Origin of the sequence: Myroides sp. C4067 (genome assembly GCF_038039665.1) — a bacterium.
Lineage (GTDB): Bacteria > Bacteroidota > Bacteroidia > Flavobacteriales > Flavobacteriaceae > Flavobacterium > Flavobacterium odoratimimum.
The window spans coordinates 14,108-29,970 of record NZ_JBBPHJ010000034.1; the positions used below are offsets into that span (position 1 = coordinate 14,108).

General features: G+C 31.1%; 10 protein-coding genes and 1 pseudogene. All 11 read right to left on the reverse strand.

The genetic code is table 11. The annotated features are described in order from the left end of the window. Window positions 1-172: 172 nt before the first annotated feature. Window positions 173-1,105 (reverse strand): PorP/SprF family type IX secretion system membrane protein, encoded by a 933-nt coding sequence (locus AABL87_RS16240; RefSeq protein WP_341277603.1) that lies wholly within the window; start codon window positions 1,103-1,105, stop codon window positions 173-175. Between the two features lie 10 nt (window positions 1,106-1,115). Beyond that, complete coding sequence (locus AABL87_RS16245) at window positions 1,116-2,384, reverse strand: gliding motility-associated C-terminal domain-containing protein (protein WP_341277604.1); 1,269 nt, start codon at window positions 2,382-2,384, stop codon at window positions 1,116-1,118. A 21-nt stretch (window positions 2,385-2,405) separates the two neighbouring features. Continuing rightward, on the reverse strand, window positions 2,406-5,630 hold the full coding sequence (locus AABL87_RS16250) for a hypothetical protein (protein ID WP_341277605.1): 3,225 nt from the start codon (window positions 5,628-5,630) through the stop codon (window positions 2,406-2,408). Window positions 5,631-5,654: 24 nt separating this feature from the next. Further along, window positions 5,655-6,365, reverse strand: coding sequence for a hypothetical protein (locus AABL87_RS16255; RefSeq protein WP_225600906.1), 711 nt, complete (start codon window positions 6,363-6,365; stop codon window positions 5,655-5,657). A gap of 77 nt (window positions 6,366-6,442) precedes the next feature. Beyond that, complete coding sequence (locus AABL87_RS16260) at window positions 6,443-8,554, reverse strand: hypothetical protein (protein WP_341277606.1); 2,112 nt, start codon at window positions 8,552-8,554, stop codon at window positions 6,443-6,445. 175 nt (window positions 8,555-8,729) lie between these two features. Next, complete coding sequence (locus tag AABL87_RS16265) at window positions 8,730-9,395, reverse strand: helix-turn-helix domain-containing protein (RefSeq protein WP_041892945.1); 666 nt, start codon at window positions 9,393-9,395, stop codon at window positions 8,730-8,732. Between the two features lie 558 nt (window positions 9,396-9,953). Continuing rightward, window positions 9,954-10,535, reverse strand: a complete 582-nt coding sequence (locus tag AABL87_RS16270; RefSeq protein ID WP_341277607.1) for a hypothetical protein — start codon at window positions 10,533-10,535, stop codon at window positions 9,954-9,956. 144 nt (window positions 10,536-10,679) lie between these two features. Next, window positions 10,680-12,638: an OmpA family protein gene (locus AABL87_RS16275; protein ID WP_341277608.1), complete on the reverse strand. Its 1,959-nt coding sequence runs from the start codon at window positions 12,636-12,638 to the stop codon at window positions 10,680-10,682. 25 nt (window positions 12,639-12,663) lie between these two features. Beyond that, window positions 12,664-13,563, reverse strand: a complete 900-nt coding sequence (locus tag AABL87_RS16280; protein ID WP_445929838.1) for a PorP/SprF family type IX secretion system membrane protein — start codon at window positions 13,561-13,563, stop codon at window positions 12,664-12,666. A 43-nt stretch (window positions 13,564-13,606) separates the two neighbouring features. Further along, window positions 13,607-14,878, reverse strand: a complete 1,272-nt coding sequence (locus tag AABL87_RS16285) for a gliding motility-associated C-terminal domain-containing protein (protein WP_341277610.1) — start codon at window positions 14,876-14,878, stop codon at window positions 13,607-13,609. A gap of 8 nt (window positions 14,879-14,886) precedes the next feature. Continuing rightward, a pseudogene (locus AABL87_RS16290) lies at window positions 14,887-15,863 on the reverse strand (hypothetical protein); the annotation flags it as partial.

A 15,863-nucleotide genomic window follows, 5' to 3' on the forward strand; every position in this document is an offset into this window, starting at 1 on the left:
ATAAAAAAATATTTTATATTCAACAATTCATCCTTTTTATCTCTGTAAAAACTATTTCTTATATACTTAAATTCTACATCCAACTTATAAAGACTTCATCTTTATAAAAAACAGTATCAAAAGAACTATTCGTGTCAAAAGCATTTTATTCTGTTTTTCTTCTCTTAATTTATTAAAAAAATCGTGGCGTATTAATCATACTACGCTGCTTAAATAATTCAAATCTTAAGAAAATCTCATGCGAACCTGAGTTATAACGTTGAAGCGCAGTAGTCTCAAAGTCATAAGAATATCCTACAAATAGATTTTCATTGACCTGGAATCCTGCCAAGGCGCTTACTGAAGCATCCCAACGATAAGCAGCTCCTAAAGTAAACTTGTCATACATCAAAAAGTTAGCTGTTAAATCAACTTGTAATGGTGCTCCACTTACTGCCTTAACTAAAGCGGCTGGCTTAATTAATAAGTTCTCACTCACATCGAATACATACCCTCCCATTAAGTAGAAGTGCATCTTCTGACGCATAGTCGTGATATCATTATCATCATAACGATCTGTAGTCAAGAAGTTCGGAACTGATAACCCTACATATGCTTTGTCTGAATACATATAAAGTCCTGCTCCAATATTTGGGTTAAACTTATTCTTGATATTCTCTTGACTTACAGGATCTGTAGGATTGTGGATATTAAGCTTTGTATAATCAACACTTAATAAATTAGCTGTTCCCTTCAAACCAAAAGCTAATTTATAATTCTCATTTAAGTCAATAGCATAAGCTAAGTCTACAGAGATATTATTCTCATCCATCGCTCCTAGACGATCATTGGTAAAGTTCACTCCTAATCCTAATCCACTTTCTCCAAGAGGTGTAGACACAGACACATTTGCTGTCTTAGGTGCTCCATCTAGTCCTACCCATTGTGTTCTGTACATCCCAAACACATTCAGTGTTCCACGACTCCCTGCATAAGCAGGGTTGATCATATTAGTATTATACATATACTGGGTATACTGCGGATCTTGCTGAGCGTAAAGTGTAGAAGTAATACCTACTGTAAGTAGGTATACTCCTATTAATATAATTCTCTTTTTCAATTTCATAACTATCACTTTATTCATTTTCTAAATGCAAATACCCTGTTTTTTTAATTCTAGTTCCTTTAAAGTCATACTCTATTACATAGAAATAAGTTCCTGATGGTAATTTCTCATTTTTGTTTATAGTAATACGTCCATCAGAGTATCCTCTAAACACATTACCTGCACTGTCATAACTCTTCGTGTCAAATACCTTCACTCCCCAACGGTTATAAATCTCAACTGTATTATTAGGAAAACGATTAATATTCTCTATAATAAAATAGTCATTCTTTCCATCTGCATTAGGTGTTACAAGATTATAAACAACAATATCTTTTTCTTCATAAGATGGAGCAGGCTTTACTTTTGCCAATGTAAAAATGCCATAATTAGTAATGCTAGTTGGTGTAGCAATTTCTTTACGCTCTATATCCACTACTCCACCTTCATCTACCCAGAGCTGCTCCTGAACATCCCAGCGAACAATATGTAACTCTTTCTCTGGATTGGTTAATAATTCCATTGGAGTTGTATTATTATTCCATGATAAAGTTATAATAACAGAACCACTACCTTTTTTTGCTTGATTAATTACCCAAAACTCCTTCGTGTTAATCACCTCTATGTTACCTACACGCTTTTGATGAGGATAAAGTAAATTAGAATTATTTAAAAAATACTCACTTGAATACAAATCAATTAGACTCTCCGAAGCAGAAATACTTGCATAACGATAATATCCATTCTTACCAATAGGAAAGGTAAAAGCCTTGTTTCCTTTTTTGTCAACTACTCCGTCAACATAACTTTGATTACTTACCTGAGTATGTGTGGCATTTTCCTTAAATAATATACTTGCTTCTGCATCCACATTTACCTTTACAATGCCTTGAATAAAATTAGCTTTTCCATTAATTAAAAAATCATTTTTTAGCTCAAAAGGATATTCAGAAGAACTATTATCAAAGACAATATCAAAATATTCTGAAGGTTTAGAACCTGTCAAATTCTGTAATTGATTCCCTTTAAATAGAGCTATTCCAGTTGTGTTACCTGTCGTATAAGTAAATAAACCATCATTGTGATAACTCTTATAAAACTGAATTTCCCCATTATTAAAAACAGAGCCTAGATTGCCATTTTTAAAATCAAAATAAGTGCTAACCACAGTATTAGGCATTATAGATAATTGACCAATATTAACAGTAATTGATTCACTAGATTGAGCATAAATAACCTTATTAGGTACTAAAACTACTATTATGAGCAGCCCTAGTATATTCATAATATTTCTTGTCATAGTTTTATGATTTAAGGTTAATTACTCTAGTCTTGTACGTATTAATGGATTTACAATTGTTCCACAATTTTTGACTATTACTTTTAAATATTGTGTATTACCAAAACTACACCCTTGTCTTTTGGTGTCTATCTTCAAATAAAGATTATCTGCTTTACTATACTTGCTGTAAGTCTTTTTCAACTCAAATTGCTGTTTATCTTGAGTATTATTAATCTGATAAAGTAAAGAATTGGGAATATCATTCCAACCAATTATATCAAACTGTCCTGTATCAGGGTTAACAGTAGGGCTAAGTGTTGCATAGGCAAAAGAAAGATTATATGTTGTACAAGGATCTAGTTTTTCAATCTCTAATGGAGCTGTAATACATAGATTATTATTACCTAAATGCATAGTTAATGTTGGAAGTACAGAAACATCCCATACATAGGTCTTGACCCCTAGTAGATTAACAGAAACAACATTATCCATGCGTATTTCTATTCGATCAAAAGTTGCTCCAATTCCCTCTAAAGTGATTGCATATTTATCCTTAGCCTGATTACTGATTAATTTTAATAGATCTAGTCTAATAATTTCAAAGGCATTTGAATGTACTTCTTCTCCAATGGGTTTACTTCCCATATATCTTTGAATAGAAAAATTACTTAACAAATTCAAATCCAACACAACCCCTCCTTCTGCACTCATAATAATCTGAACTTTATCACCAGGCCTAGCCAAATCTTTAAATTTAACTACTAACTTTTGACGATTTAAAACTGAAGCTGAAGTATTAAAAACTGCTGCTGTATCATAATTAGGGGTTCCATTCAAGTTTGTATTATTTTCAATAGCGTCTACTGCGTAATAGGGATTTAACACCCCTGAAAGACTAGTGGCTACACCTATACCTGCATCTTCTACTCCATAGAGTACATCCTTAGTTGTTTTATTTAACAATAGATGTGCTGTTGCTCCATTGATACTTATATTACTTTCACACACTTCTGAAGAACTTACCAAAATGCGCTCATCAATATAAGCACCATATACTCTTGCTGATGTAGCTACTCCTAATAAGCCTCCATTTAAAACTCTAACACCTCCATAGTTAATCATATTTCCCATATTGTCTTTAGGAATAAAAGTATACTCAAATACATTATCCCCTGCCAATACATTAACCAAATCTAATTCTCCTATTGAAATAGGTGGCCCTATAACAGCTCCGTTTTTATCTAGTGCCTGAATAGTAGTTCCTCCTATTAACTCTAACAAACTAAACTGTTGTCCAAGCTTTATGGTTATAGGAGTCCCTGCAACTATGGGCGTATTCACTACATTATCAAATGTTAAATCTACCCATGCAGTACCTATTCCCGCTAAGTTAACTAGATTAGATATTGTTGAAAATGTTGACAAGTCTTGATCAATAGCTTTTGATTCATCTAATACAGCTCCAGTTAAAATACTCCCCTTAGTAACATGAGTAGCCATTTTTTGTTTATATCTATATTCACATTCTTGTTTATCATAAACATAAACAGTTATTCGCTTTACAATATCACACGTTACATTACTATCTGCAATTGCATTCTTTGAAATCGCATAATAATTATAAGTTCCTATTTTATCAAAAGAAATTGTTTGTCCAGTTACATTTGCGTTTGTTAACTCATCAAAAATTTGAACACCTGAATTATTAGGTAAATTTGATTCATACAATGCCGCATTAAAAAAGACTGATGCATCTGCTACACCATTCCCATCAGCATCTAGCTTAACACTTATAGAGGATTTTCCTTGAATCGAAAACTCTTTTTGATCCTGAACATTAAAACTAGCATATCTATTAGGACAGTATTCAGAGGTTTGGATACCTTTTATATAATAAGTACCTAAAGGTTGCCACTTATTTGCATCTTTATCAGCTTGTGTTTTAAAGAGAATCTCTTTTTGTTGTTGATTTACAATAACATATTCATTATTCTCATTATAATCTGGTATCAAATGAGTTAGATCAAATTTTCGTTGGCGAATCCCAGCGATTACAAACTCTTTAGAACACATTTTAACAGTCTTAGCAACAGCATCGACAAAGGCAACATCATAAATCTGTAAATCACCATTTATAGTTAATACTCCTACCGAAATAGGTTTTTTAACTTTGATAGAAATCTTATCATACTTTACTAAATTGCCATTTGCATCCTTTCCTGGAGAGGCTAAAAAACTAAATGGTGTATTTCCTCCTGCATTTATAATTCCTAATACATCTGCCTTTAAAACATTCTGATTTACCTTAACTGTACTCACTACTGTATTATTACTATAGAAGAGGACCTCTACTCCTGAGGCAACATTTGCTTTTAAAAGACCTGAAGGTAATTGCATTTTAATACGTACTACTTTTTTATTTGTTTCTTCTGGAAGATAAAAGAACTGTTCAATTTGACTATCTATACCTAAATTTAATAAATTCGAACTACCTACACTAGCAAAGGATGCAAGATCATTATCAATTGCATTTTGCTCATTTTTAATAGGTCTACTTTCTCCTAGTAATGTTAAAACATCATTACTAGACTTATAATTAGTGAGTATTTCAGGACAAGAAGGCAAAACAGAATAATAAAATGAATCATAAATATTAACAAAATGAGATCCTAGTATACCAGCTGTTTTATCTTGAATAGCAATACGATCAAAGCTTGCTCCTGCAGTTACTCTAGCATAATAATTACCATATGCATCTTTTACAAAACGAACTTTAGCCTCATCACTCTCTTTATAATTGTGTAAACCTACTGCAAAGACAACATTATTACCTTGACTTACAGTAAAAGTTGTTTCGTGTATTCCTCCTAGTAATAACCCTTGTAAAACCTTTGTAAGAAAATTTCCTACATATCCACCTAACAAGTAGTTTAGAGACTCACTTTCAGAACTAGTTAATTTAATGTAATAAACATTTTTACTTCCATCAATGAGCTCGCTATGTATTAAAGTCAATATAGGTGAAACACTACCTACAAGAGTAGTTGATTTAACCTGCGTAAAAGTAGTTTCTTTTGTATCATAAGCGTTTGCTCTCTCTTCTGGAGAAATATACTCACTTCCTGAGACTGACCTATTACTTGTAGAGCTTGTTGGTCTAATCTTTACGCCTGAAGAATTAGTCATTTGTGCTAATACACTAACTTTTATAAACAAGAATAAAATCAACAATACACTTCTATATATTTTGTAATTATCTTTCATATTCTCTATTTAAATATTAAACAACTATTTAATTACAAAAACAACATTAACAAAAGAGTAATCCGTTCCTGTACCTTTTACTGTATAAGTTAATACTCCATTTTGATCAATACTTAAACCTTCTAAGGCAGAAGTATCATAATCTGTTATATAGTACCAAAGATCAGTAGGTAAGGACATATTAGGAATCTCATTTGGAGCAGTAGTCTCAGGAGTACCTCCCGAACTTTTTATAAATTTCGGGCTTAATAAATTAGAATTAACAGTGCCTCCATTTGAATCCATTACAAATGTTTTCCCTGTAAATTGAGCGATATATTCAGCGTGAAGATTTCGCTTAAATTGACCGAGTACTGAAGTATTAATAACAATAGAAGGCATATAAAAGAACTTTGCTTTTACAAGTTTGTCATCAGCTGTAATTATTCTTATCCATTTACTGTTTGATTGATTACTACTATCCTCATGCCAATAATAATACCCTGGACTTAATCCCTGTAACACAACATTAGAAGTATTATATATCATCAAAGAATTAGCATTAGCAATATTTGTTTGTAATTGCTGTGTTACTGAGCTTAATGCTATTCTGGGTAATAAAATCCCCTTATTTGTTGCTACTACTTCTAATTGAGCAGAGCCATTAGGTTTTGATGTCCCAATACCATTCTGTGCCTTTAATGTAAATACATTAAGAGCACAGAATACAATAATTACTAGATATTTACTTTTCATACTACTAAATTTTAAATAATTTCCTTTCGCACTTTATATAGATACTTATTTAGTGCTTGAATCAATAGTAGATTACTTTATTTTACAGAGTAGTCTGTAACTACTTTTATAGCGAAATCAGCTGCAATTACCTCTGGTAAAAGTGCATACCAATTCCCTACTCCTATTTTAAAAGTCAAAGTGTTTCCTGATACCAAAACATCTGTTGTTGCTGTATTGATAATTTGATTAGTTGCAGCATTTAAAAGCTTAATTTCCACTACATTCCCTACTGTTTTTCCTAAAGGAACATTTAATGTAATAGCTGATACATCTGCAGTACCTTTAGCTACTGTAGCTGAATATATGCCCTTATATATTTTACCTCCATCAATCCAGGTATCTCCAGTATTTACAATAACAGTATTACTGTAAGTATCACCTAGTTGATTTTTTATTTCTTGCTTTTGTTCAATAGTAGCATTAGTAATTGCATATACTACTGCTGAGGAAATGTCTACAATTTCTCTAACTTTAGTAGTCTCATTAATAGTATAAAAAGAAAATGCGGGAATAGCCAATTGACCACTCGGTGTTCCTGCGACAATCTCAGTACGTGTAAAATAGACATTCCCACCTGCACTTAAAATATTAGAAATTGCATTTTGAACTTCTGTATTATTCTCAATAGACCATTTAACATCAGCTGTCATATCGATATAGTTCTTAACTTGAGTGTTCTCTGTAATATACTCATAGACTATCTTTTCTGCTGACTTACTATCTACTAAAACAGGAGCATATGCTACATTATTTATACTTTTGCCAATTACTGTTTGAGTTTCGCTAGCCTTTACTATTGTCTTAAACTTAGTATTATCTACTGTTTCCCATTGTTTAGTCGTACTATTCCAAGTTTGGAAAACCACATCGTTTGTTATAGTGTCATAAATAATCTTTGTACTTCCCTCTTGCAAATTTTTTGACACCTCTTCAATATATTTTTCAAGTGTAGTGTAATTATTCCCATTTACTGTTACTGCACTATTTACAATTGTATTAAAATTATGAACAACTCCATTAGGTATATCAATGTAATAAACCCCCATAGGTAAATTTGCACTTGTCCATGCATCAATAGCTTGTTGAGTCGGTACTTGATTATTATTAGCACCTAGATAAACTTCAGATATATAATATTGTTTGGCCTTATCGGTAGATTGAACTATACTTGTTTTTGATTCTGATGCACTAATTAAACTTCCTAAGTTAATAGTCTTATAAATTGTTCCATCCCAATACTGAAACTCCCAATCAGGATCTGCTTGTGTACCAATATTCTTGTAAATAACATTTCCATCAATCAAAGATGCAATATGTTGAATATACTCTTCGACAGTAGTAAATGTGTTTGTCCCTTCTGTTATATTAATAGGAGATTTAATAATTTCTTTAATATTATTTACTACCCCTCCCATTATATCTACTTGATAGACCCCTAATGGTAAAGTTGTCCAACCATCTATTACTGCTTGAGTAGGTTCTGTATTATTATTTGCAATCAGATAAGTCTCTGATATATAGTATTGTTTTTTATTATCTGTTGTCTTTACTAATAAAGTCTTAGGTTCTACACCATTTATAAGACTAATTATATCATTAGTAATATTTTTTTTGACATAATTACTTCCGTCAAAGTAAATATACTCAACTATTGGATTGATTCCAGGTGTAAAAACCATTCCTCCTCCATAAGTATCTCCAGTTTTAGTAAGATCTGTCAAATTATTTGCAGGAAAAGCAGTCTTTAAAAGTGCTATTACTTTATCTAAACTTGTCTGAAAATTTGCAATATTACCAATTGCTATGTCTAATTGGTTCTGATTTACGATACGTTCCCAATGAGCTGCTACAGGGTTAGCCCCCACTACTTCTGAAACCCAATAATAAAAGCCAGGAACTATAGCGGTATTACCTGTCCCAACTAAAGCAGTATTATAAATTAATAAACTTTCTGCTTCAGTTCCTTTTATTGGGCTAAAACTAGTTAATGAGGTAAGTTCTATACGTGGAATCAAAACCCCTTTATCTATTGCTTTTATCTCCAGTTGAGATGATGATATAGGCGCAGAAGTTCCAACACCTACTTGACTATAAGCACCTGTTAATCCTCCAACAAAAAGTGCTACTGTAAGTAATCTTTTTTTCATAACTATAGTTTTAAAGTTTATACAAATTGAAAACTATTTTCAAAAACTATCATCAAAAAAAAAGCTTAATATTTTAATTATTCACAAAAAAACACACTTTTGTAAATAACAAAAACAGTAGGTTCACTTTTATAGATTTCACAAATCACTACCAAATTGACGAATCCTAAAAACTCTAAATTTCTTTGAGATACTTTGAAAAAGTAACTCCTTTCACTCTTTTAAAAACAGTTGAAAATTGACTATGAGATGAAAAACCTGCTAGTGCAGAAATATATGCGATCTTACATAATTTTAATTCTGTCTCATGGTTTAAAAGAGTAATAACATATTCTACTCGAAGTGTATTTAAATATGAATTAAAGTTTTCATTATTTCGCTCTCTTAATATAGCTGATAAATAACTTCGATTGGTACCAAATTCTGATGCAAGGGATGTTAATGAAATACAAGGATCTTTATATCTATGTTCTTTTTCAAATAAATTAATCAGTTCTATTAAACGCAATCGTGTCTCGGGGGATATTTGATCGGTTTCTGATACTTGGTAAGTATCTACTAACTCTGTATTGATAATTAAGTTTAAAACAAATGCAATCTGATTAAACCTTAAACCAATTATTGTCTTTTTTTCAACCCTACATATAAAGATGGAAAAGAATATGAATGTCCAAAATATTAATGCTCCAAATAAGTAATACTTCCAATACCTTATCTCCACAACGCTTAAACTTATTAAATTAAAGTTAGTGTTTGCCTTTAATAGAACAATAGTCTTATTTACCTCTAATGAGATAACAACTAGAATATTATTAAAACGATGTAATAAAAAATCGACCATATTTTAAAACTGATAAAATAAACATTCTTATTATAAAACTTACTTTGTAACAAATGATATACTTTAAAATATATCTAAAAATCACAACAAACAAAACAAACCTATAAACAACACAAACACCTATAAACAAACAAAAAACAGGCGATTATTTCACTTCTAAATTAATACAATAAATAAAATAAACAATAAATATTACAATACAAAAACACTTAAAAAACAATTGTATAATCACTCAATACACATATTTAAACGATAATAATTGTTAATTTTTATTAATTAAAAAAACATAAATAATAAATATTGATTAATTTTAAATTTTAAACTATTTTTCACCCATTATATTAAACTATTATAATATTTAAACAAAAAACAATAAAATAAACGCATTAGCAAAGTAGCTAATAATACTACTTGATGGTAACAACTAAAAAAGCCAGTTAGTTTTCTAACTGGCTCTACTACAAAATTCCTAAAATAATCATTGTAACAAATATTACTTATCACAACTTAAAAAACCAACGAAATCATATTTAACAATATTTAATTTCTCTCTTTATCTTACTTCCCTAAAAATATTTGAAAACCAATCGATACCCCTAATCCGTTATGAGCAGAAGCATTAGATTGATTAGATTTACTATAATTATAACCAACAATCGCTTCCAAAGCAACATTATATGATACAAAATGAGAATATCCTGCATTGATATTAAATGCAAAAGAAGTATCACTTTTCTTGCCAACTTCAGCTCCTGAAATACCTAAAGCTCCTTGTCCAAAAAAACGACCTGTATCACTAGCTCCCTCTGGAAAATAATAACGTACAAAAGGCATTACTTTATAATTCCAAATATTATCTCCTGCTTTTACTGTTTGTAAACCTGCTCCTATTTCCATTCCTAAGGCTACTCCTTTTGAGATAAAATATCCTGCCCTAGGTACTATATTAATATTAAAACTTTCTTCTTCGAAACTATAGCCAGTAGAACCAATAGCTCCTCCTACAATCCAATTTCCTTGCTTTATCGGTGTACTTCCAACTTTTTTAGATAATTCTGGAGTGGAAATACGTTCTTTTAATTGAGCATTCATCCCTACTCCAATTAAAAATATACAAAAAACAATAGCTCTTTTTTTCATATTTACTTCTATTTAATTATTAAAAAACATTTTTTAAACATCCAATACTTCTTAGTAAAAGGATCCTAAAATATTAGGATCCTTTAAAAACAAACAAACACTTCTATACTAAATAATAGTAATCATCATAATAAGTCTCCCCTTCTATAGACTTAAAATAATAAACTCACTACGTCTATTTAATTGATGTTGTTCTTTACTACATTTAACTCCATTGCTACATTTATTGTGCAATTCTGTTTCGCCATAGCCTCTTCCCTTCACTCTATCAGAAGCAATTCCCTGCTTAATAATCCATTGTATAGTTGATTTTGCTCTTCTGTCTGATAATTGATAATTGTAATTATCATTTCCTCTACTATCTGTATGGGAACGAACATCTATTTTCATAGTTGGATACTTTTGCAAAATCTCTACAACTTTACTTAGCTCTTTAGCAGCGTCTGGTCTAATAGAGGATTTGTCAAAATCAAAATAGATAGTATTGAGTTTTAACTTCTTAAACAAATCATCATTTACATCAACAGATTCTTTTACTTTAGTCAATCCAATTTTTAAACTCTTATAGCTTTCTTTACCAGTTATATCAAATGACTCTTGTACTTTATTATATCCCTGTCTCTCTGCAACAATAGTATATTGTTTTTTGCAGTCCAAATCATTAAATAAATAACTTCCTTTAGAATCTGTAACAATAACTTTAATGGTATTATTAGAATTGTCAAGCAAAGTTACTTTTGCATCCTTTATAAGTTCTTTAGTTTGAATATCATAGACAATACCATCAACTAAGGTATTACACTGACTAACTTTAAAACAATAAATATTGTCTCCTTCATTCAGACCTGGTCTATTAGAGCTTATAAAACCACTATCTGATACATCATTTAGATAAAAACTAAAATCATCAAATGGACTATTTATAGGTGTCCCCATATTAACTACTTGACTTAAACTTCCATCTTCATTTATTTTTGAAACAAAAATGTCTAATCCCCCAAGCCCTGGGTGTCCATCTGAGGCAAAAAACAGATAATTATCTCTAGAGATAAATGGAAAAGTTTCTCGACCAGCAGTATTAATAACACTTCCTAAGTTTTCAACTTGCCCATAATTTCCATCAGAATATATTTGTACCCTAAAAATATCGGATTGCCCCAAAGTCCCTTCTCTATCAGAAGAGAAATAAAGCCATTTACCATCAGGGGTTAAACTAGGATGAGCTGTATTAAAGTTATCCGAATTAAAAGGTAGCTCCAAGGCTTTACTCCATTTACCTTTTTTATTTTTAGAACTTTTATAGATTTTAAGTAATGATGATTTATTCTTATTATTTTTCCTCTTCCCTTTTAAAGTAGAATTATTACGTGTAAAGTACATCGTATTTCCGTCTTTAGTAAAAATAGCAGTAGCATCATTTACTAAAGAAGTAATTTCTTTTGAAAAAAGAGAAGGTTCTGATAAAGAATCATCTTTATTAATACTTGCCTTATACAATGCAGTAAAACTTTCATTGGTCCACTCATGAATAGACTTTGTTATTTGTGAGTTTCTAGCTGATGTAAAAACAAGTTGATTATCAAAGATTGTAGCACCATAATCTGAATAAACACTATTAATATTTATAGGTTTTATATCATAGGTAGATTCTTTTTTCTCAATTTCTTGTAAGTAGTCCTTGTTTGACTTAAATAACCTAACTCTAGAATCATTACTTTCCAAAGAAGAGAACTTCTCCATCATCTCTCTAGATTTATCATAGTTCTCAATTGATTTTAAAGTCTGTGCATAGCGATAGTAATATTCTGATGGAATTGGCTCTTTTCCTTTATCGTCATACTCTCCATCGAATAGTGTCTCATACCACTTATTAGCCTCAGGTAACTTTCCATTAAAATAGTAAGCATCACCTAATTTTCTTAATACATCTGCATTGGCTTTTCCTTTATTAACAATTCGCTCATATATTCTTATTGCATCTATATATGCTTGAGCCTGATACTCTTTATCAGCTTTCTTCTCTGCTACTCTCTGAGCTTGAGTACTCACTCCTGCCAAAAGTAATAGACCTAACAAGCTTATTTTTAATAGTTGTCTTTTCATGTTTTTCTTAATTATTAATTAATAACTAAAAGAATCGTGGTGCATTAATTGTACTACGACGGTTAAATAATTCAAATCTTAAGAATATCTCATGTGAACCTGAATTATAGTGACGAAGCGTTGTAGTATCAAAATCATAAGAATATCCTACAAATAGATTTTCATTGACCTGGAATCCTGCCAAGGCGCTCACTGAAGCATCCCATCGATAAGCTCCTCCTAATGTAAACTTGTCATAGAACAAAAAGTTAGCTGTTAAATCGACCTGTAATGGTGCTCCACTTACTGCCTTAACTAAAGCGGCTGGTTTAAATAAAATATCTTGACTTAAATCAAATACATACCCTCCCATTAAATAGAAGTGCATCTTCTGACGCATCGTCGTGATATCATTATCATCATAGCGATCCGTAGTTAAGAAGTTCGGAACTGATAACCCTACATAAGCTTTATCCGAATACATATAAAGTCCTGCTCCAATATTAGGATTAAACTTATTATTAATATTCTCTTGACTCACAGGATCTGTTGGGTTATGGATATTAAGCTTTGTATAATCAACACTTAATAAATTAGCTGTTCCTTTCAAACCGAATGCTAATTTGTAATTCTCATTTAAGTCTATTGCATAAGCTAAATCTATAGAGATATTATTCTCATCCATTGCTCCAATGCGGTCATTGGTAAAGTTCACTCCTAATCCTAACCCACTTTCTCCAAGAGGGGTAGATACAGACACATTCGCTGTCTTAGGTGCTCCATCTAGTCCTACCCATTGTGTTCTATACATCCCTAACACATTCAGTGTTCCACGACTCCCTGCATAAGCAGGGTTGATCATATTAGTATTATACATATACTGGGTATACTGTGGATCTTGTTGAGCGTAAAGGGAAGGGATTAAGCCTACCCCTAGTAGGCTCATCCCAAGTAATATAATTCTCTTTTTCAATTCCATAATTCTAACTTTAGTCCATTTCTAAATGTAAATACCCTGATTTTTTAATCATACGAGAGCCTTGAGTATCTTTATACTCATAAGTAACTATATAAAAATAGGTTCCTGAAGGTAATTTATCTGACTTCTCCACTGTTACACGTCCATCTGAATAACCTCTAAATACATTATCTGAACTATTATAATTTGACGTCTCATATACCTTAACTCCCCATCGATTGTAAATCTCTACTGTATTATTAGGATAACGATTAATATTATCAATGATAAAATAATCATTCTTTCCATCTCCATCAGGAGATACTAGATTATAGATAACTAAATCTCCTTCTAAGAGTAAGTCTGTTTTTACCCTTGCTAGAGTAAAATACCCATAACCTGTTAAACCTGAAATTGTTGTTATCTCTTTATTTGATAGATCAACTACTCCTCCTTCATCTACCCAAAGCTGTTGCTTAGGATCCCAACGTACAATGTGTAATTCTTTCTCTGGGTTTGTCAACAATTCTGATGGAGTGGTTCGATCATCCCAACTTAGTGTTAATAATACATTACCTGAACTAGAGTCTGAGCGTTTTATTTCCCAATACTCTTTTGTATTCAAATCCTCTATAACTCCCGATTTACTAGACTTATCTAAGAAAAAATCTTCCTCTGAATAGACATATCTACTCATATATAAATCTTTTTCACTAGAAGATGCAGATAATTTTGCTGGACGATAATAGCCACTATCCCCAATTGGGTAGATAAAGGAATCCTTACCTTGTTTTTCTACATACCCTTCTACATGGCTTTTATCTGAGGCGCCTATTGATTTAGAATTAGACAAAAAAGTAAACATGCCTTCTTGCTCAGAAACCTTTATGATTCCTGAAATAAAATTGGATTCTCCTTTAACACTAATTTCATTACCAAGTAAAAAACTTTGGTTAGAATTATCAGTTCTAAATTCTACATTATGAAATTCACTAACACTTTGTCCTAAAATTTCTTGTCTTATTAATTCTTTCTTGGGATGAAAATATACTTTTGCCTTTTTTGATAAAGTACCTGGATAAAAAAGATTGTCATTTTTAAAATGATCATAATAATAAACCTCTCCTTTATTTTCGAAATTTCCAGAAATACTATTCTCAAAATTATAACCTATACTTAAGGTTCCTCCTTCCAATACAATCAACTCTCCTTGATTGATAAATTTTTCTTCTACAGATTCCTGCCCAAACACAGCAAAGTTCCACAAAGAAAAACAGATTATATATAAATGTATTTTTCTCATGACTTTCTCTATTTTTCAAAAACTTGAACAACAACTCCTGTAGCTTTATAAGTAACAGCCTTATTTGCACCTGCTTTAATGGAACCGTCATTAGTACCTACATTTTTATGAAATGTACTACTTGCTGGTCGAACTGTTATTGTCACTGTATTAGATTCTGATAAATTAGGTACATCTGCTAAAGAAACCATTCCAACATATGAATCATAAGCCTGGTTTAAACCAAAATTATACCCTCCATATCTATAAAATTTATCTACAAAACGCTTAACTTCCTTATTGTTAACTAATACTCTAAATTCTACTTTTGCATAAACTTCATTGTTTCCAATATACCCCCCTATTGTTGTAATACCTGAATCAACTTCAAACATAACTTGCAAGTATTTTGTATTTGCTGGATTTGAATTTGTTTTAAATGTAGATCTAAATAGTTCTCCTTGAACTGCATTTGTATTCATAAATATACCTGCTGTAGAAGAGGCTGTCATTGTATCATAATTATAGCTTTTTTCTGTATAAGTACCTGAAGTTATAAAACTAGCAAGTACAGGAGCATCTAAACTTGGAACTTTAAAACTTAATCCTGTATTAGGTTTAGGGGCTCCTGACTGATCAATTTCTTTTTCATTATAATATGTAAAAGTACCATCATTATTATCCACCAGTTTTGTAACTGTTTCATTGGTTTTGATTAGATCGGTAAGATTTACTTCCTTTTTATCTCCATTAGCATCTTTATATTCTAAATTGGTTCCATCGTAAAAAACATTTCCTCCACTATTACCCAACAATTTTGTAATTTCATTTTTAACTGTTTCATCTTTGATAATAGTTTCAAATTGAGTGATTACAGAATTAGGTATATTTATAATTGTCTCTGTCCCATCCTCTGACTTATAGGTATAGGTACCATCAGCACCAGCCACAAGCGTAGTTACTGTTTCATTGGCCTTAACTAGTTTATCTAAGTCGATTGTCTGAT

Coding starts and splice junctions, on each gene's coding strand:
- AABL87_RS16240 (WP_341277603.1), bottom strand. CDS start 1,105: ATGAAATTGAAAAAGAGAATTATATTAATAGGAGTATACCTACTTACA.
- AABL87_RS16245 (WP_341277604.1), bottom strand. CDS start 2,384: ATGACAAGAAATATTATGAATATACTAGGGCTGCTCATAATAGTAGTT.
- AABL87_RS16250 (WP_341277605.1), bottom strand. CDS start 5,630: ATGAAAGATAATTACAAAATATATAGAAGTGTATTGTTGATTTTATTC.
- AABL87_RS16255 (WP_225600906.1), bottom strand. CDS start 6,365: ATGAAAAGTAAATATCTAGTAATTATTGTATTCTGTGCTCTTAATGTA.
- AABL87_RS16260 (WP_341277606.1), bottom strand. CDS start 8,554: ATGAAAAAAAGATTACTTACAGTAGCACTTTTTGTTGGAGGATTAACA.
- AABL87_RS16265 (WP_041892945.1), bottom strand. CDS start 9,395: ATGGTCGATTTTTTATTACATCGTTTTAATAATATTCTAGTTGTTATC.
- AABL87_RS16270 (WP_341277607.1), bottom strand. CDS start 10,535: ATGAAAAAAAGAGCTATTGTTTTTTGTATATTTTTAATTGGAGTAGGG.
- AABL87_RS16275 (WP_341277608.1), bottom strand. CDS start 12,638: ATGAAAAGACAACTATTAAAAATAAGCTTGTTAGGTCTATTACTTTTG.
- AABL87_RS16280 (WP_445929838.1), bottom strand. CDS start 13,563: ATGAGCCTACTAGGGGTAGGCTTAATCCCTTCCCTTTACGCTCAACAA.
- AABL87_RS16285 (WP_341277610.1), bottom strand. CDS start 14,878: ATGAGAAAAATACATTTATATATAATCTGTTTTTCTTTGTGGAACTTT.